The following is a 24,844-nucleotide window of genomic DNA, read 5'->3' on the forward strand; positions in this document are numbered from 1 at the left end:
TAGAGAGCCACCCCATGTCCCGCCAGATCATCCACACCGACAAGGCCCCCGCCGCCATTGGCCCGTACTCGCAGGCCGTGCGCGCCGGCGACACCGTCTACCTGTCCGGGCAGATCCCGCTCGATCCGGGTACCGGCCTGCTGGTCGAGGGCGACATCAGCACCCAGGCACGGCGTGCGTTCGAGAACCTCAAGGCCGTGTGCGAAGCCGCCGGTGGTTCGCTGTCCGATGTGGTCCGTCTCGGCCTGTACCTGACCGACCTGGGCAACTTCGCCGCGGTCAATGCGGTGATGAGCGAGTTCTTCAAGGCGCCGTATCCGGCGCGCTCGACGATCGAAGTGTCGGGGCTGCCACGCGGTGCGGGTTTCGAAGTCGATGCGGTGATGGTGCTGGATTGATCCAAGCCGCACCTGCAATCCCCAAGAAGCGGGCCGTCATTCGGCCCGTTTCTTTTGACTGTGCGGTATGTGGGGGAGGAGGTGGGGTGTATTCCGCGAACCTCCGCTTCGCTCCGTTAATTGTTCGCGAAATACACCCCACCCCCTCCTTCCCAACGCTGCAATTGTTCTATTGACCTCGCGTGTTGGTACTCGCGCGATGTCCGCGCGACGTGACTGCAAGGGTCGGACTCGGGCTGTAGCGATACGGGGCGGTGTCCGTGCCTTCGCTCGGTCGGGAGCTCGGGCCCGGACGCCCGCGAAAGGATCAGGTGGTTTCAAACCCGCCATGGAGCAGAGTCACTGGGTTCCCGCCTTCGCGGGAATGACGGGCAAGAACAACGTCCATGGGTTCCCGCCTTCGCGGGAATGACGGGCATGGGAGCAACGACGCTGGGTCCCCGCCTTCGCGGGGATGACGGTGGAAAGCCCCTCTCCCGCTTGCGGGAGAGGGGTTGGGGTGAGGGCCGCCGAAGACCGAGCAACAAATCCCCGGCCCGGCGGACGGCGCCGCTCCGCAGACGCAGGCCCGACACGCACCAGAGGTTGTCTCAGCCCTGCGCCCGCATCTCCCTCGGCGCCACGCCCGTCCAGCGCTTGAACGCGCGTCGGAACTCGCGCGCGTCCTTGAAACCGACCGCCGCGCCGACGTTGGCGATGCTCAGCTTCTGATCGCTCAACATGGCCCGCGCCGATTCACTGCGGACGCGGTCGTGCAACTCGCTGAAACTGGTCTGCGCCGCCTGCAACTGGCGGCGCAGCGTGCGTTCGGTCAGGTGCAACGCCGCGGCGATGTCGACCAGGCGCGGGTTGTCGGCCAGGCGCTGCAGCAGCAGTCGTTCCACCACTGCTACTATTTCGCTGCGTGGCTGCCCCGCCGGCATCTGCTCATCGCATAGCGCCAGCACGCGCTGGGCACTGGCGGCGTTGCCGGCCGGCATGGCCGTCTCCAGCCAGCGCGCGTCGATGACCACGCGATTGCGCGGGCAACCGAAACGCACCTCGCAGTCGAACACGCGCGCATAGTCGTCGGCATAGTCCGGAGCGGGATAGGCCAGTTCCAGCACCGTCGGCCGGAAGGCCGCGCCGAGCAGGCCGCGGCAGAGCATCAGGCAGCTGGCGAACAGCTCCTCGCACAGGAACGGCTCCAGCTCCGGATCCGGGGTGCGCATGCTGGCGACCATGCCAAGGCCGTCGGTGCCTTGGATGTCGAGCTCGAGTTCCATCATCGCGCCGGTGATCGGCGCGTAATGGACGCCGAGCTGCAGCGCCTCGGCGAAACGTGGCGCGGTCAGCATGGCCAGGCCGAGCAGGCCGAAATGGCCGATGTTCTGGTGCTCCCCCAGGACCAGTCCGGGACCGCGGATCGGCAGGCTACGCACCGCGCGGCGGATGATCTGGCAGGTCTGGCGGTACGACAGGTAGACCGGAGTCTCGCCGTCGAACTCCGCCGGCCCCAGGCGCAGGCCGGCGAACCAGCCCTCGCAGCCCATGCCGGACTCAGCAGCCATGGTGACGAGTCCGGCAACGATGCCGCTCTTGATGTTGGCCACGCTCTGGCGCGGGTCGTCGTGGTCGATTGGTTGCATACGCTTGCGTAGCTTGTCCGATTTGCCCCCCGGAGTATGCCGGGTTTGCCCTCCACCGGCGTCCTCCGAAGGTCACAGACTGCGTTTTACTTCTTCCCCCTCCGCCATGCGGCCGGGGAAGGCCGCCGGGACAGTCTGGAATGGGGACGGACGCAAACCTTATGAAGCGCATCACTCTCAGCATTGCAATCGCAGTTGGCATGGCGGGCCTGGCCGGCTGCCAGAAGCAGGAGGCCGCAGCCCCGGCCGCCGACGCCGAGTACCAGAAGGTGCTGATCGGCCGGCTGCTCGACGCCAAGGCGGGCGACGTGATCGAAATTCCGGCCGGCCGCTTCTCCTTTGATCGCAGCCTGAGCCTGCGCGTGGACGGCGTGACCATCCGCGGCGCCGGCATGGACAAGACCATCCTCAGCTTCAAGGACCAGAAGGCCGGTGCCGAAGGCCTGCTGGTCAACGCCGGCAACTTCACCCTGGAAAACCTCGCCATCGAAGACAGCAAGGGCGATGGCCTGAAGGTCAACGAAGGCGAGAACATCACCATCCGCGGCGTCCGCGTGGAATGGACCGGCGGCCCCAAGACCACCAATGGCGCCTACGGCATCTACCCGGTGCAGACCACCAACGTGCTGATCGAGGATTCGGTCGCGATCGGCGCGTCCGATGCCGGCATCTACGTCGGCCAGTCGAGGAACGTGGTCGTGCGCCGCAACCGCGCCGAGCGCAACGTCGCCGGCATCGAGATCGAGAACTCGATCGGCGCCGACGTCTACGAGAACACCGCCACCGACAATACCGGCGGCATCCTCGTGTTCAACATGCCCAACCTGCCGCAGCCGGGCCACACCACCCGCGTCTATCGCAACAAGGTGATCGCCAACAACACCGGCAATTTCGCCGCCAAGGGCGCGGCCGTGGCCAGCGTGCCGGCCGGCTCGGGGGTGGTGATCAACTCCAACGACAAGGTCGAGATCTTCGACAACGACATCGCCGACAACCAGACGGCGAACGTGATCATCTCCAGCTACTTCTCCACCGGCTACATGACCGAGAAGGGCGTGGCCAAGGCGTTCGATCCGTATCCCGAAGAGATCGCCATCTACGGCAACCGCTTCAAGGGCGGTGGCGACAAGCCCGACGGCCTCGACCTGAAGGCACTGCGCGTGGCGATGTTCGGCCTGGGCGGCCGCCTGCCGGACGTGCTGTGGGACGGTTACGTCAACACCGCGCGCCCGGGCGGCGCGCAGGTCTGCATTGACAACGGTGCCGCGGAAACGCTCAACGCCGACGGCCCCAACAAGTACAAGAACCCGAACCTGGTGACCGAAGCGGTGCGCTGCAAGCTGCCTCCGCTGCCGGTGGTGACGATGCCGGGCGATATCGGAGCAACGGCAACGAAGGCGGTTCCGACGGCATGAAGCAATTGTTCGTGATCGGCGCGGCCGTGATGCTGGCCGCGATGTCGCTGGTGGGATGCAAGCGCAGCCAGGAGCCGGTGCAGTTCCATGCCACCGGCCATCCGGAAAACCTCAGCGACTGGCACGTGCTGTCGGTCGCCGACGGCCACCTGCGCATGAACGAGGGCGTCGAGCCGTACGCCCTCAACAGCGCGTTGTTCAGCGATTACGCGCACAAGCTGCGCACGCTGTGGCTGCCGCCGGGAACCAAGGCCACGTACCAGGATTACGAAGCCTTCGACTTCCCGGTCGGCACCATCATCAGCAAGACCTTCTACTACCCGCGCGCAGGCAACGGTGAGGCAGTGTTGCGCGTGGCCGAGACGCCGTCGGAAAGCCGCGACGGCCTGGACCTCTCCAAGGTCCGCCTGATCGAGACTCGCCTGCTGGTACGTCGCGAGAAGGGCTGGGTGGCGATGGCCTACGTGTGGAACACGGCGCAGACCGAAGCGGCGCTGGCGCGCGCCGGCGACTCGATCGCGATGACGCTGCACAAGCCCGACGGCAGCGGCAAGCAGGCTTTCAGCTACATGGTCCCCGACGAGAACCAGTGCGCCGGGTGCCATTCCACCAACAACACCACTCGCGTGCTGCATCCGATCGGCCCGAAGGCGCGCCACCTCAACCGCGAGGATCCCTGGCATCCGGGAAGCAACCAGCTCGCGCGCATGGTCGAACTCGGCCGTCTGCAGGGGCTGCCGCAGTCCGGCGTGCCGCGCAATGCCCGCTTCGACGACGCATCGGCCAAGCTCGGCGACCGCGCGCGGGCCTACCTCGACGTCAACTGCGGCCATTGCCACAACCCGAAGGGACCGGCCGATACCTCCGGTCTCTGGCTCGACGCCGGCACCACCGATTCGCGCCGCCTCGGCTTGTGCAAGCCGCCGGTCGCGGCCGGGCAGGGCACCGGCGACCACATGTTCGACATCGTGCCGGGCCGCCCGGACGATTCGATCCTGGTCTACCGGATGGACAGCCTCGATCCAGGTGCGATGATGCCCGAGCTCGGTCGGGGAACCGTGCATGAGGAAGGCGTTGCCCTGATCCGTGACTGGATCGGAGCATGGCTGGGGAGTTGCACCGATACCGAGCAGAACGTCGCGATGCAGTCGCGATGATGCAATCGCAATGAAGTAACCACTGCCGTGCGGTCCGCTAGAACGTGGGCTGCCGGCGCCAAAACAACAAGAAAGTCATTGGGAGGGGAGTTCCGATGTCGCCACGCAAGAGCAGGCTCGCAATCAGTCTGGGCCGCGCACTGTCAGGTCTGGCTTTCACCGCGGCAATGCCGCTGGCCATGGCGCAGACCGCCGACGCACCCGCGCCGGTCAGCGCCACGCAGCTGGACACGATCACCGTCACCGCGCAGAGCCGCGAACAGGAACTGCAGGACGTGCCGATCGCACTGCAGGTCGTCACCGAGCAATTGCTCGAGGACGTCGCCGCCGAGGACCTCGGCGACATCGACAGCTTCGTGCCCGGCCTGCAGATCAACAGCCTGCAGCCGACACAGCCGAGCTTCCAGCTGCGCGGCATCGCCACCGACGACTTCGGCATCGGTACCGATCCGGCGGTCGGCGTGTACGTCGACGGCGTCTACGCCGGTCGCGGCGGCGGCGTGCTGCTGCCGTTCACCGACCTGCAGCGCATCGAAGTGCTCAAGGGCCCGCAGGGCACGCTGTTCGGCCGCAACACCGCCGCCGGCGCGATCGCGATCATCACCACCCGCCCCGAAGACCAGAACGGCGCGCGCGCCAAGCTGCGCCTGGGCAACGACAACAAGACCTACTTCGAGGGCATGGCCAACGTTGCCGTGAGCGAGGACTCGGCGTTCCGCTTCAACGGCATCTTCAACCACAGCGATGGCTGGCTGCAGGATTCGGTGACCGGGGAAGACCTGGCGCCGGAGAACAACTGGGCCACGCGGGCCTCGTTCCAGACCCGGTTCGGCGACAACACCCGCGCCTGGATCACCTGGGACCACGAGAGCCTGGACCAGCTCGGCCAGGCCACCACCGGCGTGGTGCCGATCCCGGCGTTGCCGATGCTGCCGGCCGCACCGGCCGACCCGTCGCAGTTCCTCGATCCGCTGAAGATAGCGACCGCCACCGATGCGCAGGGCAACGCCGAGACGCGCACGTTCGACGGCGTGACGATGATCGTCGACCACAACTTCGGCTGGGGCAGCCTGACCTCGACCTCGGCCTGGCACCAGTACGACTCGCTCAACCGCGTCGAGGAGGACGGCACCAACCTCAGCTACCTCTACGTCGATTCGACCAACACCGAGAGCAACGAGAACTTCTACCAGGAGTTCAAGTTCACCGGCAGCACCGACCGCATCGACTGGTCCGCCGGCGTCAGCTACTTCCAGGAAGAGGCCGACCAGACCAGCGAAGTCAACGCGCTCACTGACTCGATCGACACCATCGCCAACAACATGGGACTCGCCCCGGGCGGCCTGTTCGGCCCGATCACCCAGGTCGCCAACATGTTCGGCATCCCGGTCGACCTGACCGGCCTGCCGTGGAACGAGAAGTTCGTCAACACGCTCGACACCAAGGCCTACGCCGCGTTCGGCGACGCCACCTGGCACGTCAACGACAAGCTCAACCTGACCGCCGGCCTGCGCTACACCCGCGACGAGAAGGACTTCACCTGGTTCAACGATCACCGCAGCGCGCCGGAGCTGGATGCGCAGCTCGACCTGCTCGATTCGATCGGCTTCTTCGATGCGATCGGCCTGCCCAAGGAGATGTTCATCTTCGACGTCGCCTTCATCGACCCGCCGGCGATGGCGAACAAGGGCGTGCTCAACCGCGCCAAGAAGTCGTGGGACGACTGGAGCCCGCGCTTCGTCGCCGACTACCACTTCGCCGAGAACCTGATGGGCTTCGCCTCGCTGGCCAAGGGTTACAAGGCCGGCGGCTTCAACGCGCTGCAGATCGGCAGCGAGTTCGAGAACGAAGACGTCTGGAACTTCGAGACCGGCATCAAGCAGTCGTTCCCGGAGCAGCGCCTGGCCTACAACGTCTCGGCCTTCTACTACGTCTACGACAACCGCCAGGCCGTCACGCTGGACATGACGACGGCCATTCCGCGCTTCGTGGTCAACACCTCCGACCAGGAAGCCTACGGCGTCGACTTCGACCTGCGCTGGCAGGCCACCGACGGTCTCGGCTTCGACTTCAACGCCGAGTACCTGGATTCGACCTACAAGTCGTACATCAACCCGCAGGGTGTCGACCTGGCCGGCGAACCCAGCGGCGCGCCGAATTGGTCGTTCGCCGCCGGCGCCAACTATGTCTGGCACCTGGGCGATGCCGGCGACATGCGCGCCTCGCTGCGTCACTCCTACGTCGGCGAATGCCGCAGCAACGACGAGTCCGCCAGCCTGCTGGGTTGCGGAACGGGCGCTGGCGCGATCGACATCGGCGAGGCGCAGAACCTCACCGACGTGCGCCTGGGCTGGACCTCGGCCAGCGGCCATTGGGGTTGGGCGCTGTACGGCAACAACGTGTTCGACAACCAGTACGTCAACTCGCTGGGCACCTACGGCATGACCGTGCTCGGCACCGTTGGCGCGCGCATGACCCAGCCGCGCCAGTACGGCCTGGAAGTCAGCGCGAAGTTCTGACCGGGAGGCAAGGCCTCCACCGACCCCGGCACCTCGTGCCGGGGTTCAGGTTTTGCGGCGATCCGGGCATCCTTGGCGGATGCCGACACGCAAGGGCGGAATTGCCGTCGCTCTCCATCACCAGCAACCGATCAGCAGCCTGCGCGGCGTTGGCCCGCGCGTGGCCGAAAAGCTGGCCGCCCGCGGCCTGACCACGCTGCAGGATCTGTGGCTGCAGTTGCCCCGGCAATACGAGGACCGCACCGCACTGACTCCGATCCGCCTGCTGCAGCCCGGCGTGGCGGCGCAGGTGGAAGGGCGGGTGGAGGCGGTCGAGCGTGGCTTCCGTTACCGGCCGACGCTGCGCGTGGCGATCGGCGACGACTCTCGGGCGACGCTGGTGCTGCGCTTCTTCCATTTCCGCGCGGCCCAGGTCGCGCAGTTCCAGCCGGGCGCACGCGTGCGCTGCTACGGCACGCCACGACCGGGCCAGAACGGCCTGGAGATCGTCCATCCCAGCTACCGCATGCTCGACGAGGACGCCGATGCCGAACTGGGCAGCAGCCTCGATCCGGTCTATCCGGCAATTGAGGGCATTGGCCCGGTATCGCTGCGCCGCCTGATCGGCCTGGCCCTGGATCGCCTTCCCGACGAGGCGTCGCTGGAACTGCTGCCGCGCGAGCTGCGCGACGGGTTCAAGCTGCCGTCGCTGCGCGAGGCGCTGCTGACCGTGCATCGGCCGCCGCAGGACGCCGATGTCGCCGCGCTCATCGCCGGCCGCCATCCGGCGCAGCGCCGGCTCGCGCTCGAGGAATTGCTGGCGCACCACCTCAGCCTGCGCCGCCAGCGCATCGCCCAGCAGGCCCATGCCGCGCCGGTGCTGCGCAAGACCGCGCTGGCCGGGCGCCTGCGCAAGGCGCTGCCGTTCGCACTGACCGGCGCGCAGAAGCGCGTGTTCGACGAGATCCGCGCCGACCTCGCCAGGCCGCATCCGATGCTGCGCCTGGTCCAGGGCGACGTCGGCAGCGGCAAGACCGTGGTCGCGGCGCTGGCGGCGATGCAGGCGGTCGAGGCCGGCAAGCAGGCCGCCTTGATGGCGCCGACCGAACTGCTGGCCGAGCAGCACCTGGGCAACCTGCGCGGCTGGCTCGAGCCGCTGGGCGTGCGCGTGGCCTGGCTGGCCGGCAAGGTCACCGGCCGCGCCCGCGCCAAGGTGCTGGAAGAGGTCGCCTCCGGCGAGGCGCAGATGGTCGTGGGCACGCATGCGCTGATGCAGGAGGGCGTGGCGTTCCGCGACCTCGGCCTGGCCATCGTCGACGAGCAGCATCGCTTCGGCGTGCACCAGCGCCTGGCGCTGCGCGACAAGGGCGTCGGTGGCAACGGCAACGGCGACGCGATCGTCCCGCACCAGCTGGTGATGACCGCCACCCCCATTCCGCGCACGCTGGCGATGGCCGCCTATGCCGACCTCGACGTATCGGCGATCGACGAGTTGCCGCCGGGGCGCACGCCAGTGCAGACCGTGGCGCTGAGCGCCGAGCGTCGCCCGGAGCTGGTCGAGCGCATTCGCCGCGCCTGCGCCGAGGGCCGCCAGGCGTACTGGGTCTGCACCCTGATCGACGACAGCGACGAAGTCATCGCGCAGGCCGCACAGTCCACCTTCGAGGACCTGTCCAAGCGCCTGCCCGAGCTGCGCGTCGGCATGGTCCACGGTCGCATGAAGGCGGCCGACAAGCAGGCGACGATGCGCGCCTTCAAGGAAGGCGCGATTGACCTGCTGGTGGCGACCACCGTCATCGAGGTCGGCGTCGACGTGCCCAATGCCTCGCTGATGATCATCGAGAACGCCGAGCGCCTGGGCCTGGCCCAGCTGCACCAGCTGCGCGGCCGCGTCGGCCGCGGCAGTGCCGCCTCCAGCTGCGTGCTGCTGTACCAGTCGCCGCTGTCGCAGATGGCCCGCCAGCGCCTGGAGACCATGCGCGAGACCAACGACGGCTTCGTCATCGCCGAGAAGGACCTGGAACTGCGCGGGCCCGGCGAACTGCTCGGCACGCGCCAGACCGGCCTGGCCCAGTTCCGCGTCGCCGACCTCGGCCGCGACGCCGACCTGCTGCCCCAGGTGCAGGACATCGGTGAACGCCTGCTGCGCGAATCGCCGGAGCTGGCGCAGCGCATCGTCGCGCGCTGGGTGGGCGGGGCGGTGCGCTTCGCCGGGGCGTAGGAGCGAGCTTGCTCGCGATCGGGCGTATCCCGCGGCAAGGCCCGATCGCGAGCAAGCTCGCTCCTACGGGGCTGTGTTTTGGCCTTCCGACGGTCAGAAGACTGCTGGGGTGCCGGTCGGTCCTGACCCCACAGTGGCATCATGCGCAGTCCGACCCTTGGTCGTCCCGCCGTATTCCGTGATTGCCGATCCCGCAAACGAGTCCGCTGTCCGCCAAGGCGCCCAGCCGTTCATTGCCGCCGATGTCGGTGGTACGCACGCGCGCCTGGGCCTGGTCCGGGTGGGAGCCGACGGCAAGGTCGACGTGCTGCAGTACCGCCGTTATGCCTGCGCCGAGTACCCGAGCCTGGCGGCGATCCTGGACCATTTCGCCGGCGAGTTCGCAGCCGAGCGCACCCACGCCGTGGTGGCGATCGCCGGTCGCCTGGAAGGCGACACGCTGATCAACAGCAACCTGCAATGGCCGGTATCGGTGCGCAGCACCCGCGAGGCTGCCGGGGTTACCCACCTGGCCCTGCTCAACGATTTCGAGGCGGTGGCCTGCGCCATGTCGTACGTCGATGCGGCGACGATGACGCGGGTGTGCGGCCCGGAGCGCGCCGGCAACGGCCCGGCGCTGGTGCTGGGCCCGGGCACCGGCTTCGGTGCCGCCCTGTGCCTGCCCAGCGCGCAGCAGCACGCCCCGTTGCGCGTGCTGGCCAGCGAAGCCGGGCACGCCGCACTGGCCGCCGGTACCGCGCGCGAACTCGACCTGGTGCGTCATCTGCTGCAGCGCTGGCCGCACGTCGACAACGAACGCGTGCTGTCGGGTCCCGGACTGGTCAACACTTATCAGGCCCTGTGCGAACTCGACGGCGTCGCGCCTGCGCTGGACAACCCCGAAGCCATTGCCGCTGCGGCCCAAGCCGGTACCGACGCGCGCGCGGTGGAGACGCTGCAGTTGTTCTGCGCGCTGCTCGGCAGCCTCGCCGGGGACCTTGCGGTCACCTTCGGCGCAGACGCGGTGTACCTGGCCGGTGGCATCCCTGCGCAGATCCGACCGTTCCTGCTCGACAGCCAGTTCGCTGAGCGCTTCCGCAACAAGGGTGTGCTAGGCGAGGTGCTGGCGCGCGTGCCGGTGTGGCTGGTCGACCATGGCCAGCTCGGCCTGGTCGGCGCCGCGGCCTGGTACTACGAGCGCCATTCCGGCTTCTGAAAACGTGATCTGACAACGCGGTAGGAGCGAGCTTGCTCGCGATCGGGCGTCGCCCACACGATTACGCCCTATCGCGAGCAAGCTCGCTCCTACAGTACGGAGTGCCATGACCAATCGCCGACAGTTCCTCCAGTCTTCCCTGCTCGCCGCCGGCGCGCTGGCATTGCCCAATGCAGGCGCCGCTCCCGCGACGAATCGTGCCCGCGTCGTATCAACGTGGGACTTCGGCGTCGGCGCCAACGCTGCCGCATGGCGCGTGCTCGGCAACGGCGGCAGCGCGCTCGATGCGGTCGAGGCCGGCGCGCGCTGGGCCGAGGCCGACCTGTGCAATCCAACCGTCGGTCGCTGCGGCAATCCCGATCGCGATGGCGTGCTCACCCTCGATGCCAGCATCATGGACGGCGACGGCCGCTGCGGCGCGGTCGCCGCGCTGGAGGACATCGCCCATCCGGTATCGGTGGCGCGCGCGGTGATGGAGAAGACGCCGCACGTGATGCTGGTCGGTGCCGGCGCGCAGCAGTTCGCCATCGCCCAGGGCTTCGAGAAGACGCCGCTGCTGACCGACCAGGCACGCCAGGCCTGGCGCGAATGGCTCAAGACCGCGCAATACACGCCGCAGATCAACGCCGAGCGCCAGCAGCGCCCGGGCGACAAGAGCAACCACGACACTCTCGGCATCCTCGCCCTCGACGCCAAGGGGCGCCTGGCCGGCGCCTGCACCACCAGTGGCATGGCGTGGAAGCTGCATGGCCGGGTGGGAGACAGTCCGATCGTCGGCGCCGGCCTGTACGTCGACAACGAAGTCGGCGCGGCCACCGCATCGGGTGTTGGCGAGGAGATGGTGCGCAACGCCGCCAGCTTCCTCGTCGTCGAACTGATGCGTCAGGGTCGGTCGCCGGCCGATGCCTGCCGCGAAGCGATCGAGCGTGTGGTGCGCAAACGGCCGGAGGCGAGCAAGCAGCTGCAGGTGTGCTTCCTCGCGCTCAACCGCGACGGCGAGGTTGGCGCGTTCGCATTGCACAAGGGCTTCGTCTACGCGCTGCACGATGGTGGCAAAGGGCCGCACGAACAGCTGCACGAATCGGCCTCGGTCTACACGACGGAACAGAAATGAGCCGGCCATTGCTGGAGATTGCCGCCAATTCTCTGGCCTCGGCCTTGGCGGCGCAGGAAGGCGGTGCCGACCGCGTCGAGCTGTGCGAGAACCTCGGCGACGGTGGCTGCACGCCGTCGTACGGGACGATCGCGCTCGCACGCGATCGCCTGCATATCCCGCTGTACGCGTTGATCCGACCGCGCGCCGGCGACTTCCTCTACGACGCCCTCGAGCGCGAGGTCATGCTGCGCGACATCGAGTCGTGCGTGCGCCTGGGCTGCGACGGCGTGGTCATTGGCGCACTCGCCGACGATGGCTCCGTGGACGAGGCAACCTGCCGCGAATTGATTGCGGCTGCAGGCACGCTGGGCGCCACCTTCCATCGCGCCTTCGACGTCGCGCGTGACCAGGCGCAGGCCTTGGAGGCGGTGATCGGGTTGGGTTGCGAGCGGGTGCTCACCTCGGGCGCGCAATCGACTGCGCCTGAAGGCGCCGACGCGATCGCGGCGCTGGTGCGGCAGGCCGATCGGCGCATCCGGGTGATGGCGGGCGCGGGCATCAGCGAGGACAACCTCGCCGAACTCGTCACCCGCAGCGGCGCGGACGAATTCCATGCGTCCGCGAAAGTGCTTCGCTCCTCGCGCATGCATCCCGTCAGCCAAGTCATTTCAGGCCTTGATGCGCACTGGCTGCAGAGCGATGTCGATCGGATCCGGGCCCTGCGTGCGGTGCTCGACGCAGCCTGACGTGCAGGCGTGTCATCTTCCCGGCCATAATCGGTCCATGAGCGACAAGATCCCCCTGCTGATCGATACCGACCCGGGCGTCGACGACGCGCTGGCCCTGCTGCTGGCCTTCAACGATCCACGCCACGACGTCGTCGGCCTGACCATCGCCGCCGGCAATGTCGGTCTGCGCCACACCGTGGCCAACGCACTGAAGTTGTGCGAGGTCGCCGACGTCGACGTACCGGTGTTCGCCGGCTGCGCCGGTCCGCTGCTGCATCCGGCGCCGGATGCGGGCTACGTGCACGGCCAGGATGGCTTCGGTGATGTCGGCTATGAGCCGGCGCGCCAGAAGGTACAGGCCGAGCATGCCGCGCTGGCGATCCTGCGCTTGTCGCACGAGCATGCCGGCAAGCTGCTGCTGGTCGCACTGGGGCCTCTCACCAACATCGCACTCGCCCTCAAGCTCGATCCGACGCTGCCTGAGCGCGTGGCGCGTTTCGTCGTGATGGGCGGCGCCGTCACCGGCCACGGCAACATCACCCCGGCAGCCGAGTTCAACATCTACTTCGATCCCGAAGCGGCGCACATCGTCTTCGAGGCCTTCGCGAACCTTGATCTGGCGGACTGGGAAGGCACCATCGCCCACGGCCTGCATCACCAGTGCGTGGAGCAATGGCTGGGCGCCGATTCGGAGCGCGCGCGCTTCTACGAGCGCATCTCGAAGAAGACCCGCGAGTGGTCGGCCGACCGCCGCGGCGATTACTGGCACTCGGCAGACGCCTTCGCCATGGCCTGCGCCCTGGCCCCGGATGGGGTGCTGGAAGAGGCGCGGCGCCCGCTGGCGGTCGAGCTGGGCCATGGCCATGCCCGCGGCATGACCGTGGTCGACTGGCAGCGTCAGAGCGGCCGCCCGGACAGGGCCAGGATCGTGCTGCGCTACGACCAGGCCCGCCTGGAGGGCCTGATCCGGGATGCCCTTGCCGCCGTTTGATCCTGGCTGAAATCCGGACTTGCCCGGGCGGGGCGGGGCCGCTATACTTCCGCGCTTTCCCGCTTAAAGATTGGTGAGTGCCATGAAGGCCGGCATCCATCCCGAATACCGCGAAGTCGTGTTCCAAGACGTGACCACCGACTTCCAGTTCCTGACCCGCTCGACCCTTGGCAGCAAGGAATCGATCAAGTGGGAGGACGGCAATGAGTATCCGCTGATCAAGGTCGACATCAGCTCGGCTTCGCACCCGTTCTACACGGGCAAGCACAAGATCATGGATACCAGCGGTCGCGTCGACAAGTTCCGCAAGCGCTACGCCCAGAAGTGATCTTCCGGGCCGTGCTTCAGGCACGGCTTTGCCGAGAGGTCATGGTGAGCGACGCGGTGGATCTGCTGTAGCAACGACTGTCGAAAGGCTGTCGCTGGAGCCAGGGATCTGTTGCAACAACGGCTGCCGAAAGGCGGCCGTTGCCGTTTGCGCGGAGCGCGCCAGCAAAGGCAGGGCTGCACGAACGCCGTCCGCTTCGGTCAGACCACACAAGCCACGGCTGCCGCAAGGCGGCCGTTGCCGTGTCTGGCCATTGGCGCCGACGGTCGGCCCGGCTACAGCCGGTGGCGCTGCCCCAGGCGGCGCGAGCCCCCGTGGACGCGACGCACCGTTGCGATCGCGGGGTGCAAGCCGACCAAAGTCCGAGCCTTGGCTCCAGGGCGTTGTGCGATAATTCACTATCGCGGTTCGGCCGAGTTCTGCCGTGACCCCGTGCCCATTTGTGGCCCACTCGTGCCCGGCCTGCCTCCGCGGCAGGCATGCAGACTTGAGGAGTGTTTCGTGTCCGATTCCACCAAGCCCGGTCCCAACAAGTTCGACCAGGTCTCCCTGACCGCTGGCGACAAGACCGTGACCCTGCCGGTCCACCATCCGGTCCTCGGCCAGCCCTGCATCGACATTGCCAAGCTGCCGAAGGAAACCGGCGCTTTCACCTACGACAACGGCTTCACCGCCACCGCCAGCTGCAAGTCGGCGATCACCTACATCGATGGCGATGCCGGCGTGCTGCTGTACCGCGGTTACCCGATCGACCAGCTGGCCGAGCATTCGAGCTTCCTCGAAGTGGCCTACCTGCTGATGAACGGTGAGCTGCCGAACCAGGGCGAGTTCGCCAGGTTCGAGCACGAAGTCACGCATCACACGATGATGCACGAGGCCTTCCGCACCTTCCTGTACGGCTTTCGCCACGACGCCCATCCGATGGCGATGCTGGTCGGCATGCTCGGTTCGATGGCGAGCTTCTACCACAACGATCTCGACCTGGAAGATCCGGAACAGCGCCGCCTGGCCGCGATCCGCCTGATCGCCAAGGTGCCGACGATCGCCGCTGCCTGCCATCGTTATTCGATCGGCTGGCCGATGCGCTATCCGAAGAACAACCTCGAATACACCACGCGCTTCCTGCACATGATGAAGGAAGTGCCGAGCGAGCCGCTGGAGCTCAGCCCGGTCGCCGCCAAGGCGCTGGACCTGCTCTTCATCCTGCACGCCGACCACGAGCAGAACGCCTCGACCTCGACCGTGCGCCTGGTCGGTTCCACCGGTGCCAACCCGTACGCGTGCGTCGCCGCCGGCGTCGCCGCGCTGTGGGGTCCGGCGCACGGCGGTGCCAACGAAGCCGTGCTGAAGATGCTCGAGGAGATCGGCCGTCCGGAGAACGTCGGTTCGGCGGTCGCCAAGGCCAAGGACAAGGAGTCGGGCTTCCGCCTGATGGGCTTCGGCCACCGCGTCTACAAGAACTTCGATCCGCGCGCCAAGATCATCCGCGAGATGACCCACAAGGTGCTGGGCGAGCTGGGCGTCAACGATCCGCTGCTGGAAGTGGCGATGAAGCTGGAAGAGGCGGCGCTGAAGGACGAGTACTTCGTGCAGCGCAAGCTCTATCCGAACGTCGACTTCTACTCGGGCATCATCTACAAGGCGCTCGGCATCCCGGTGGAGATGTTCACGGTGATGTTCGCCATCGCCCGTACCGCTGGCTGGGTCGCGCATTGGCTGGAGCAGCAGAACGATCCGGAGAACAAGATCGGCCGTCCGCGCCAGATCTACGTCGGCTCGCCGCAGCGCGACTACGTCGACGCCGGCAAGCGCTGAGGCTTCGCCCGCGCACATGGCCGGCGTTCGCGCCGACGCAACGACAAAGCCGCGGCCACACCGCGGCTTTGTCGTTTTCAAATGGCTGGTCTATGTGTTGCTGGCCGGCGATGTCGTGCTGTATGCGCTGTATGGCCGCGTCACCGAGCTGATCGATACCGCGGCGTGGTTCGTGCTGCTGCTTCTGTTCGAGTGGGAGACCGGCGGTTGGCCGTTGCCGCGTCGCTGGCTGCCGCTTCTGCATGGTGTTCGTGCGTTGGCGTCTGTCGCCGTCGTGGTCGCGGTGGTCGGCTATGCACTGGAGCGGGTCTGGCTGGACTTCGCCAACGAGGTGGTCTGGCTGGGGGTGATCGCGCTGCTCGAGCTGGAGGTTCGTCTTCCGCCGGGTGCGTTGCGTCTGCACCAGCTGCGCCGTATTGCCGCCTCGCTGCTCTACCTGGCGCTGGTCGGTTTCATGCTGACCTGGGCGGCGATGGGCATTGGCGGGCAGGATCCGCACGCCGCCTGGCTGGATACCTGGGATGCGCTGTTGTGGCTGGTCGCCTTCGTGGTGATCGAACTCAACGTGTTCGGGTTCACTGGTGCTTCCGGCGCTGCCGCGCGCAGGGCGATGCGGGGTGGGTAACGCCCCCGACACCTACGGCGTCGTGTCGCCGTTCTCGTAATCGAGGATCTCGTCGTCCGCCAGCAACTGCCGTAGCTGCGTAGCGCTGGCGCGCTTCATCGGCTTCTCGTCGGTGTTCGACAGCGGCGCCTGGCGCAGGATGTCCAGGGGCAGCACGGTGAGATCGAAGGTGATGTCCTCGGCGCTGAAGATGTACACCGGGAAGTCGCCGGTGCGTTCGCGATCCAGGCGCAGGCGGCGGCTGCGCGCTTCGGCGGGAATGCCATGCTGCTCCAGGAAGCGCGGCGGTGCATCGGGGTCGTCGCTGTACAGGTGCAATGCCACCGGGCTGCGCGTATCGGCGGTGCCGTCGAGCACCGGGCCGACCAGGCGCGGCTCGAACGACTTGAAGAACTCGAGCGCGCGCAACGCCGACTCGCGGCGCTGGCGCAGTGCCGGGATGTTCTCGCGCTGGAACAGCCGCTGGTACTCGCGCAGCGCTTCTTCGATCTCGCGGTTACGCGGCAGCGAGGCGTCGTCGAAAATGCCCAGGCGCTCGGCAGCCTTGAGCTTGGCCTGGTGGTAGTCGCGGATTCCGCCTTCGGCCATCAGCCGGGCGGCCTCGTGGGCGAGGCGGTGACGGCGTTCGCGGGTGCGTGTCTGTGCGTGCAGGTTGGCGTGCTGTCGGGCGTGTGGCATGTCGACCTCCGCATCTGGCACGACGTCGGCGACCGGTTGCGCCGCGGCCGAAACTGCACCGGCAGCAGAAACCTAACACGTTTCATCGCGCCTGGAAGTTACCGCTTCGGGCGTATCGGTGATGTTCATTTTGCCCGCGCAGCATGAACCAATGCCCTGCGCCGGGTGGGCGGAAACGACGACGCCGGGCGAACCCGGCGTCGTTTGTTGCTTGCTGGTGTTTGCGAACCAGGGGGCGAATCAGAAGATGTCGAACTCTTCCTCTGCCGGCGCCGTCTCGGCCGGGCCATAGTCGACGTAGCTCTGCATGCGCTCCAGATCTTCGGCCTTGACCCATTCGACGATGCCGCCGCCTTCGCCCGGCACCAGCGCGCCGCTGGCCGACACCGACACCTTGACCATGCCTTCGGGCGGCTCGTTCAGGGAGATCGGCTGGTCCTTCAGCGCTACCCGCATGTAGTCGATCCAGATCGGCAGCGCGGCCTTGCCGCCGTATTCGCGGTAGCCCAGCGACTTGTAGTTGTCGCGGCCGACCCAGACGGTAGTGACGTAAGGGCCGCCGAAGCCGGAGAACCAGGCGTCGCGGTGGTCGTTGGTGGAACCGGTCTTGCCGCCGACGTCCTCGCGTTCGAGCACCTTGGCCGCCGTGCCGGTGCCGCGCAGGACCACGTCGCGCAGCATCGAGTTGATCTGGTAGGCAATGCGGCTGTCGATCGCGCGTGGCGCCAGCACCAGGTTGCTGGTGTCGATCTCGGCTTTCTTCGGCTCGTCCTTCGGCTTGCTCTCGGCCGCGGCCGCCGGGGTCGCATCCGGGCCGAGATTGAAGCCATCGACCACCGTGGTGGTCTGCACCGCCCTGTTCGTTGAACCCGGGTTGCCGCCGCAGGCAGGGCAGGCGATCGCCGGTTTTTCCTTGAACACCACCGCGCCTTCGCGGTCCTTCACCTCGTCGATGAACCACGGGGTGATGCGGAAACCGCCATTGGCGAAGGCCGCGAAACCGCGCGCGACCGACATCGGCGTCAGCGAGGCGGTGCCCAGCGACATCGACAGGTTCGGCGGCAGTTCGGCTTCGTCGAATCCGAAGTGGCTGATGTACTTGCGTGCGTAGTCGACGCCGATGGCGTCGAGCAGGCGCACCGACACCAGGTTGCGCGACTGCACCATCGCTTCGCGCAGGCGCATGGGACCGGCGAAGTTGCCGCTGTCGTTCTGCGGGCGCCAGATATGGCCGCGACGGTCCTTGAACACGACCGGCGCATCGAGCACCACCGAGGCCGGGTTGAAGCCGCGCTCAAACGAAGCGGCGTACAGGAACGGCTTGAAGCTCGAGCCCGGCTGGCGTCGCGCCTGGGTGGCGCGGTTGAACTTGGCGCCGGCGAAGCTGTAGCCACCCGACAGGGCGCGCAGTGCGCCATTGCCCGGCTCGAGTGAGACCAGCGCTGCCTGTGCCTGCGGGATCTGGTCCAGGCGGTAGCCTGGTGCCGGCATCGGCCCGGTCTGGCCGGGCTTGGCCGGCGGCGGGTCGATGCGCTGCACGCGCACCAGGTCGCCGCGCTTGACCAGGCTCGCCGGGCTGCGTCCACCGAAGCCCTGGTCGGGGCCCAGCTCGATCTCGCTGCCGTCGGCCAGCACCAGTTGCACCTGGCTGCCGTTGCTGCCGGTGACGATGGCGGGAAACAGCGAAGCCTGCGCCGGAACGCCGCGCAGGCGATTGCGCAGCGAGGCCGCGTCTTCGCCGGCGGCAAGGTCGAAGTGCTGTTCGACGCCGTGCCAGCCGTGGCGTCGGTCGTACACCGACAGACCGTCGCGGATGGCCTGGTCGGCGGCGACCTGCAGGACCGGGTCGATGGTCGTGGTGACGTGGTAGCCGCGGGTCAGTGCCTCGGCACCATATCGGGCCACCATCTCCTGGCGGACCATCTCGGCCACGTACGGCGCGTAGACCTCGACCGGACGCTCATGCGGCGTGGCATGCATCGGTGCGGCCTTGGCCTGGTCGGCCTCGGCCTGGCTGACGTAACGCAGGTCGGCCATGCGTTGCAGGATGTAGTCGCGACGTTCCTTGGCGCGCTCGGGATTGCTGAGCGGATTGCCGCTGGAGGGGAACTTCGGAATGCCGGCGAGCGATGCCATTTCGTCGAGCGTGAGCTCGCCCAGCTTCTTGCCGTAATAGAACTCCGCGGCAGCGCCGACGCCGTAGGCGCGATTGCCGAAGAAGCTCTTGTTGAGGTACAGCTCGAAGATCTCGTCCTTGCTCAGCTCGCGCTCCATGCGCATCGCCAGCAGCATTTCGGCGAGCTTGCGCGTGTAGCTGTATTCGTTGCTGAGGAAGAACTGTCGCGCGACCTGCTGGGTGATGGTGGAGCCGCCGGGAACGCGACGCGCATCGGTCGTGGCCAGCAGCCAGACGGCGCGCCCGATGCCCTTGAAGTCGACGCCATGGTGCTTGTAGAAACGCGCGTCCTCGATCGAGATGAAGGCCTGCTTGAGCCGCTCGGGGACGTCCTGGATCGAGATCGGATAACGCCGGGTCTCGCCGAACAGGGCCATCAGGCGGCCGTCGCGGGCGTAGACGTACATCGGTTCCTGCATCTCGACCGTGCGCAGGGTCTCGACGTCGGGTAGCTTGGGGGCGACGAGGTAGTACAGGGTGCCCAGGGCAATGGCGCCAAGCAGGGCCAGGCCGGCGGACGCGATCAGCGCCCAGCGCAGCAGGCGGCGGAAACGGGGCATCAAGGCAGGTTCCGATTGCGGGTGTAGTGGCCGTGGAGTATAGATGAGCCGGGGAAAGGCACTTGAGCGGGGCAAGGGCGGGGCGGACGGGCCAGACGGGGCAGGGCTGGCCAGCCGTTGAAGGGGCGGAAAGTGACGCAGTAAGGCAATTCCGAACGAAACGGTTGCCAGGCTGCGCAAACTTCGATATTTAAAGCGGGGTCACACGAAGCGCACGTAAGCGCCTGTGACAAGGGGAGAATACCGTGGGGATTGTCACAAAAAGCCAGCCGGCAGTCGTCGGCGTGGACATCAGTTCGACTGCCGTCAAGCTGTTGCAGCTCTCCCGGGCTGGCAACCGCTACCGCGTCGAGCATTACGCGGTTGAACCGCTTCCGCCCAATGCCGTGGTCGAGAAGAACATCGTCGAGGTCGAGGCGGTGGGACAGGCGATCAAGCGCGCCGTCGCGCGCTCTGGCACGCGGGCCAAACATGCCGCCGCCGCCGTCGCCGGCTCCTCGGTGATCACCAAGGTGATCCCGATGCCGGGCGATCTGGACGATGACGACCTGGAGTCGCAGGTCGAGCTCGAGGCGGTCAACTACGTTCCGTACCCGATCGAAGAGGTCAATCACGACTTCGAGGTCCTGGGTCCGATGCCGGGCAGCCCGGACATGCTGCAGGTGCTGCTGGCCGCCTCGCGCTCGGAGAACGTCGAAGTCCGCGCCTCGGCGCTGGAGATCGGCGGCCTGACGCCCAAGGTGATGGACGTCGAAGCCTTCGCGCTCGAGAACGCCTTCGCCCTGGTGGCCGACCAGCTCGGCGGGCCGCGCGACGGCCTGGTCGCCCTGGTCGATTCGGGCGCAACCATGACCACGCTCAACGTCCTTCGCCAGGGCCGCAGCCTGTATGCCCGCGAGCAGGTGTTCGGCGGCAAGCAGTTGACCGACGAAGTGATGCGCCGCTACGGCCTGAGCTACGAGGAAGCCGGACTGGCCAAGCGCCAGGGCGGACTGCCGGAGAGCTACGAGGCCGAAGTGCTGGAGCCGTTCAAGGAGGCGATGGTCCAGCAGATCAGCCGCCTGCTGCAGTTCTTCTATGCCGGCAGCGAGTTCAACCGCGTCGACCAGATCGTCCTGGCCGGTGGCTGCGCCTCGATCGCCGGCATCGCCGAGATGGTCGAAGAACAGCTCGGCGTGCCGACCACGATCGCCAACCCGCTCGCCCACATGACCCTGGGGCCGCGCGTGCAGGCGCACGCCCTGGCCCAGGATGCGCCGGCGCTGATGATCGCCTGTGGCCTCGCCCTGAGGAGCTTCGACTGATGGCACGCATCAACCTCCTCCCGTGGCGCGAAGAACGCCGCAAGCTGCGCCAGAAAGAATTCGCGGTGATGTTCGCGATGGCGGCGCTGGGCGCGGTGTTGCTGTCGTTCGTGATCATCAGCTACTACAACGGCCAGATCGACGGCCAGAACGAGCGCAACACCTACATGCGTGACCAGATCACGCAGGTCGACAAGGCGATCAAGGAGATCGAGGAACTCGACAAGAAGAAGGCCAAGCTGCTCGCACGCAAGGAAGTGATCGAAGAGCTGCAGGCCAACCGCTCGCAGATGGTGCACCTGTTCGATTCGCTGGTGCGCACGATCCCCGACGGCGCCGTGCTGACCTCGATCAAGCAGGACAGCCAGACCCTGACGCTCGAAGGTCGCGCCCAGTCCAACGCCCGCGTCAGTACCTACATGCGCAACCTGGAAAGCTCCGGCTGGATGACCAAGCCGGACCTGTCGATCATCGAGGCCAAGGGCACCGACAAGGGCCTGCCGTACATGTTCAAGCTGCAGGTCCAGCTGGCCAACCCGAACGCGCCCAAGGACGAGGACGGCGACGGCATGCCGGACGCGCCGGCGGCATCGACCTCGCAGATCGCGCAATCGGCTGACGCCACCGCCGCCGGCACCGCACCGGCAGCTGCTGCACCGGCCGCGCCGGGCGCAGCCGCCGCACAACCGGCAAGCACCCCGGCTTCCGCGCCGGTAGCGACCCCCGCCAACGCGCCGACGGCGCCGGCTGCAGCGCCGACCAAGGGAGCGGCGTCATGAGCAAGAAGAAATCCATCAAGCTCAACGAACTCGATTTCAACAACATCGGCTCCTGGCCGCAGCAGGCCAAGCTGGGCTTCTGCGTCCTGGTCGCCCTGCTCATTGTCGGCCTGGCCTGGTACCTGTTCGTCAGCGACAAGCGCACCGAACTGGAAGGACTCGAACGCCAGGAAGCGGAACTTCGCACCGAGTACGAGACCAAGCAGGGCCGCGCCGCCAACCTGGAACCCCTGAAGCAGCAGCTGGCACAGATGGAGCAGCAGCTCCAGCAGATGCTGCGCCAGTTGCCGAGCAAGACCGAGATGCCCGACCTGATCGTCGACATCTCGCAGACCGCGCTCGCCACCGGCATCACCAACGAGCTGTTCCAGCCCGGTGGCGAACAGCCCAAGGAGTTCTACGCCGAGAAGCCGATCGCACTGCGCATGGTGGGCAGCTACCACCAGTTCGGCGGTTTCGTCAGCGGCGTGGCCTCGCTGCCGCGCGTGGTCATCATGACCATGCACGACATCTCGCTGAAGCCGCGCAGCAAGGAAGCCGGCGCCGCGATCACGCCCAACAGTCCGCTCGAACTGGCCGGCACGGTCAAGACCTACCGCTACCTCGACGAGGATGAAGTGGCCAAGCAGGAAACGGCCGCGGCCGGCAAGCAGGGGGGGACCTGAGATGCGCGCAATCTCCATTCGTGACGGCGCGGCACCGCGTGCTCTGAGCAGGCGCGCGCTGACCCTGCTGGCAGTCGCCCTGGTCCTGGCAGGCTGCTCGCGCGGCATCACCAGCACCCCAGGCGAGTCGCCGAACCTGGAAAAGTGGATCGCCGAGGTCAAGGCACGCCCGGCGCCGCCGCTGGATCCGCTGCCGGTGATGCAGCAGTTCGAGACGTTCGAATACAACGCCTACGCCATGCGCGATCCGTTCAGCACGGCCTTCACCGACGAGGATGGCAGCAATGGCCTGCGTCCGGATTCGGCGCGCCGCAAGCAGACGCTGGAGCAGTTCCCGCTCGACAGCCTCGACATGGTCGGTACGCTGGGCCTGGGCGGTGGCGTCGTGGCGCTGGTGATGGCGCCGGACAAGGTGACCTACCGGGTCCAGTCCGGCGCGTACATGGGGCAGAGCGACGGTCGCGTGACCGGCGTGTTCGAAGACCACATCGAATTGGTGGAACTGGTGCCGGACGGCGCGGGTGGATGGCTGGAACGCCCGGCCACGGTCGCGTTGGAAGATCAATAGGGATTGGGGGATAGCAACGATGACCGTTTTCAACACACGCATGCGACCGGCCCGTCGCCCGCTGCTCTTGCGCAGCGGGTCGGTGGGTCTGATGGTCGGCGCAATTGCCGCCTTCAGCGCCGTCCACGCCGCCGCACCCGCCACGACACCGGCCACGGTCGCACCCGCGGCCAGCGCCGATCCGGCCAAGCAGCTGCCGGGCACCATCGCGGTGTCCAACATCGACTTCAAGCGCGGCACTGACGGCTCCGGCCGACTGGTCGTGAAGTTCAGCGGCGACGGTGCCGCGCCGGACCTGCGCAACCAGGGCTCCAGCGTCGTCATCGACGTCGGCAACGCACAGCTGCCTGCATCGCTGCAGAAGCCGCTGAACGTGGTCGACTTCGCCACGCCGGTGCAACGCATCGACGCCCGCGCCAGCGGCAAGGGCATGCAGCTGGTGCTCAACACCACGGGCAACTTCGAGTCGATGGCCTACCAGACCGGCCGCGAGTACATCGTCGAAATCGTGCCGCGCACGGGAGCCGCCACCGGCCGCGCCGTGGGCGCCACGGTCGACGGTAAGCCCGCCGCCACCGGTGGTCGCACCTACAGCGGCCGTCCGGTCACGTTCAACTTCCAGGACATTCCGGTTCGCACCGTCCTGCAGCTGATCGCCGAAGAGTCGGGCCTGAACGTCGTCGCCTCCGACACGGTCACCGGCAACATCACCCTGCGCCTGATGAACGTGCCGTGGGACCAGGCACTGGACATCGTCCTGCAGGCCAAGGGCCTGGACAAGCGTCGCAGCGGCAACGTGGTGTGGGTCGCCCCGCAGCCCGAGATCGCCAAGTACGAGCAGGACAAGGAAGACGCGCGCATCGCCATCGACAACCGCGTCGACCTGGCCACCGAGTATGTGCAGATCAACTACCACAACGCCGGCCAGATCTTTAAGGCCTTGACCGAAGCCAAGGGCATCGGCGGCGGCGGTGGCGGTGGTACCGGCGGCAGCAACCAGGACAGCGGCTTCCTCTCGCCGCGTGGTCGCCTGGTCGCCGATGAGCGCACCAACACGCTGATGATCAGCGACATCCCGAAGAAGATCACGCAGATGAAGGAGCTGATCCACGTGATCGACCGCCCGGTCGACCAGGTGCTGATCGAAGCTCGCGTCGTCATCGCCACCGATACCTTCGCCCGCGACCTGGGTGCCAAGTTCGGCATCAGCGGTGCCAGCGGCAAGGCGGGTGACCGCAGCTCGGTCGGTTTCGGCGGCAACACCGACGCCGCCTCGGCCAATGCCGGCTCGCGTGCGGACGCGGTGCAGAGTGGCGCCAACGCCTTCGACGTGACCCGCTCGCTGATGAGCAACCTGCCCGCCGCTTCGGTCACCAACCCCAGTGCGCTTGCCCTGTCGATCCTCAACGCCGGTTACCTGCTCGATGTCGAGCTGTCGGCGATGCAGGAGGAAGGCCGTGGCGAGGTGATCTCCAACCCGCGCATCGTCACCAGCAACCAGCGCGAAGCGGTGATCCGCCAGGGCCAGGAAGTCGGCTACGTGACGATCTCGCCGCAGCAGGGCGGTAACTCGATTCCGATCCCGAACGTGCAGTTCAAGGACGTGCTGCTGGAGCTGAAGGTCACCCCGACCATCACCCACGACGGCCGCGTGTTCCTGAACATGAACGTCAAGAAGGACGAGGTCGAGGGCTTCACCAATACCTCGATCGGCCAGGTCCCGCAGATCGCCAAGCGCGAGGTCAACACCGCCGTGCTGGTGCAGGACGGCCAGACCGTGGTCGTCGGCGGCGTCTACGAGTTCCGCGATCGCAGCGACATCTCCAAGGTTCCGTTCCTGGGCGACGTGCCGTTCCTGGGCAACCTGTTCAAGCGCAAGGGCCGCAACAAGGACAAGGCCGAGCTGCTGATCATGGTCACGCCGAAGGTGCTCAAGGTCGAGCAGCGGTAAGTTCTCCGGTTCTCGCGATTTGACGGAAAGCCCGGCGAAAGCCGGGCTTTCTGCGTCATGGTCGCCAT

At 67.2% G+C, this 24,844-nt stretch carries 20 protein-coding genes; 17 read left to right on the plus strand and 3 right to left on the minus strand.

Annotation, left to right across the window (positions count from 1 at the left end; genetic code table 11):
• Window positions 1-14: 14 nt before the first annotated feature.
• Window positions 15-398, plus strand: a complete 384-nt coding sequence (locus AC3A3X_RS12225; protein ID WP_487583298.1) for a RidA family protein — start codon at window positions 15-17, stop codon at window positions 396-398.
• Window positions 399-988: 590 nt separating this feature from the next.
• Here AC3A3X_RS12225 and AC3A3X_RS12230 read toward each other — a convergent pair.
• Window positions 989-2,026 (minus strand): AraC family transcriptional regulator, encoded by a 1,038-nt coding sequence (locus tag AC3A3X_RS12230; RefSeq protein WP_487583299.1) that lies wholly within the window; start codon window positions 2,024-2,026, stop codon window positions 989-991.
• Between the two features lie 161 nt (window positions 2,027-2,187).
• Here AC3A3X_RS12230 and AC3A3X_RS12235 point away from each other — a divergent pair, with 161 nt between their 5' ends.
• The 11 genes from AC3A3X_RS12235 to AC3A3X_RS12285 all read left to right on the plus strand — a co-directional run bounded on the left by AC3A3X_RS12235 (window position 2,188) and on the right by AC3A3X_RS12285 (window position 16,095).
• Entirely contained in the window at window positions 2,188-3,441 is a 1,254-nt protein-coding gene (locus tag AC3A3X_RS12235) for a parallel beta-helix domain-containing protein (RefSeq protein ID WP_487583300.1), read from the plus strand.
• Window positions 3,438-4,598 (plus strand): SO2930 family diheme c-type cytochrome, encoded by a 1,161-nt coding sequence (locus AC3A3X_RS12240; RefSeq protein ID WP_487583301.1) that lies wholly within the window; start codon window positions 3,438-3,440, stop codon window positions 4,596-4,598. The genes AC3A3X_RS12235 and AC3A3X_RS12240 overlap by 4 nt, the downstream gene beginning before the upstream one ends.
• A gap of 95 nt (window positions 4,599-4,693) precedes the next feature.
• Window positions 4,694-7,117 carry a TonB-dependent receptor gene (locus tag AC3A3X_RS12245; protein ID WP_487583302.1) on the plus strand — a complete coding sequence of 808 codons (2,424 nt, stop codon included), beginning with the start codon at window positions 4,694-4,696 and terminating at the stop codon, window positions 7,115-7,117.
• Window positions 7,118-7,196: 79 nt separating this feature from the next.
• Window positions 7,197-9,317, plus strand: coding sequence for an ATP-dependent DNA helicase RecG (gene recG / locus AC3A3X_RS12250; protein WP_487583303.1), 2,121 nt, complete (start codon window positions 7,197-7,199; stop codon window positions 9,315-9,317).
• A 178-nt stretch (window positions 9,318-9,495) separates the two neighbouring features.
• A complete protein-coding gene (locus tag AC3A3X_RS12255) occupies window positions 9,496-10,512 on the plus strand; it encodes a glucokinase (RefSeq protein ID WP_487583304.1) in 1,017 nt (338 codons plus the stop codon).
• A 106-nt stretch (window positions 10,513-10,618) separates the two neighbouring features.
• Window positions 10,619-11,626 carry a glycosylasparaginase gene (locus tag AC3A3X_RS12260; RefSeq protein ID WP_487583305.1) on the plus strand — a complete coding sequence of 336 codons (1,008 nt, stop codon included), beginning with the start codon at window positions 10,619-10,621 and terminating at the stop codon, window positions 11,624-11,626.
• Window positions 11,623-12,354: a copper homeostasis protein CutC gene (locus tag AC3A3X_RS12265; protein ID WP_487583306.1), complete on the plus strand. Its 732-nt coding sequence runs from the start codon at window positions 11,623-11,625 to the stop codon at window positions 12,352-12,354. Before AC3A3X_RS12260 ends, AC3A3X_RS12265 begins: the two co-directional genes overlap by 4 nt.
• Window positions 12,355-12,391: 37 nt before the next feature.
• Window positions 12,392-13,327, plus strand: coding sequence for a nucleoside hydrolase (locus AC3A3X_RS12270; RefSeq protein ID WP_487583307.1), 936 nt, complete (start codon window positions 12,392-12,394; stop codon window positions 13,325-13,327).
• Window positions 13,328-13,409: 82 nt separating this feature from the next.
• Window positions 13,410-13,655, plus strand: a complete 246-nt coding sequence (locus AC3A3X_RS12275) for a type B 50S ribosomal protein L31 (RefSeq protein ID WP_158734120.1) — start codon at window positions 13,410-13,412, stop codon at window positions 13,653-13,655.
• Between the two features lie 501 nt (window positions 13,656-14,156).
• Window positions 14,157-15,470 carry a citrate synthase gene (locus tag AC3A3X_RS12280; RefSeq protein WP_487583308.1) on the plus strand — a complete coding sequence of 438 codons (1,314 nt, stop codon included), beginning with the start codon at window positions 14,157-14,159 and terminating at the stop codon, window positions 15,468-15,470.
• Window positions 15,471-15,486: 16 nt separating this feature from the next.
• Complete coding sequence (locus AC3A3X_RS12285; protein WP_487583309.1) at window positions 15,487-16,095, plus strand: hypothetical protein; 609 nt, start codon at window positions 15,487-15,489, stop codon at window positions 16,093-16,095.
• A 12-nt stretch (window positions 16,096-16,107) separates the two neighbouring features.
• Here the strand turns inward: AC3A3X_RS12285 and AC3A3X_RS12290 are convergent, their stop codons facing one another.
• Together AC3A3X_RS12290 and AC3A3X_RS12295 are read right to left on the minus strand one after the other, a co-directional pair.
• Window positions 16,108-16,773 (minus strand): hypothetical protein, encoded by a 666-nt coding sequence (locus AC3A3X_RS12290; protein ID WP_487583310.1) that lies wholly within the window; start codon window positions 16,771-16,773, stop codon window positions 16,108-16,110.
• 240 nt (window positions 16,774-17,013) lie between these two features.
• A complete protein-coding gene (locus tag AC3A3X_RS12295) occupies window positions 17,014-19,509 on the minus strand; it encodes a penicillin-binding protein 1A (RefSeq protein ID WP_487583311.1) in 2,496 nt (831 codons plus the stop codon).
• 245 nt (window positions 19,510-19,754) lie between these two features.
• Here AC3A3X_RS12295 and AC3A3X_RS12300 point away from each other — a divergent pair, with 245 nt between their 5' ends.
• The 5 genes from AC3A3X_RS12300 to AC3A3X_RS12320 are packed head-to-tail and all read left to right on the plus strand — an operon-like array spanning window position 19,755 to window position 24,776.
• Window positions 19,755-20,813, plus strand: a complete 1,059-nt coding sequence (locus AC3A3X_RS12300; RefSeq protein WP_158734115.1) for a pilus assembly protein PilM — start codon at window positions 19,755-19,757, stop codon at window positions 20,811-20,813.
• Complete coding sequence (locus AC3A3X_RS12305) at window positions 20,813-21,592, plus strand: PilN domain-containing protein (RefSeq protein ID WP_487583312.1); 780 nt, start codon at window positions 20,813-20,815, stop codon at window positions 21,590-21,592. The genes AC3A3X_RS12300 and AC3A3X_RS12305 overlap by 1 nt, the downstream gene beginning before the upstream one ends.
• Entirely contained in the window at window positions 21,589-22,257 is a 669-nt protein-coding gene (locus AC3A3X_RS12310; RefSeq protein WP_487583313.1) for a type IV pilus inner membrane component PilO, read from the plus strand. The genes AC3A3X_RS12305 and AC3A3X_RS12310 overlap by 4 nt, the downstream gene beginning before the upstream one ends.
• A 1-nt stretch (window position 22,258) precedes the next feature.
• Window positions 22,259-22,825 carry a pilus assembly protein PilP gene (locus AC3A3X_RS12315; protein ID WP_487583314.1) on the plus strand — a complete coding sequence of 189 codons (567 nt, stop codon included), beginning with the start codon at window positions 22,259-22,261 and terminating at the stop codon, window positions 22,823-22,825.
• 19 nt (window positions 22,826-22,844) lie between these two features.
• Window positions 22,845-24,776 carry a type IV pilus secretin PilQ gene (locus tag AC3A3X_RS12320; protein ID WP_487583315.1) on the plus strand — a complete coding sequence of 644 codons (1,932 nt, stop codon included), beginning with the start codon at window positions 22,845-22,847 and terminating at the stop codon, window positions 24,774-24,776.
• The last annotated feature ends 68 nt before the right edge of the window (window positions 24,777-24,844 follow it).

It is taken from the genome of Lysobacter sp. Soil_N_23 (assembly GCF_057656135.1).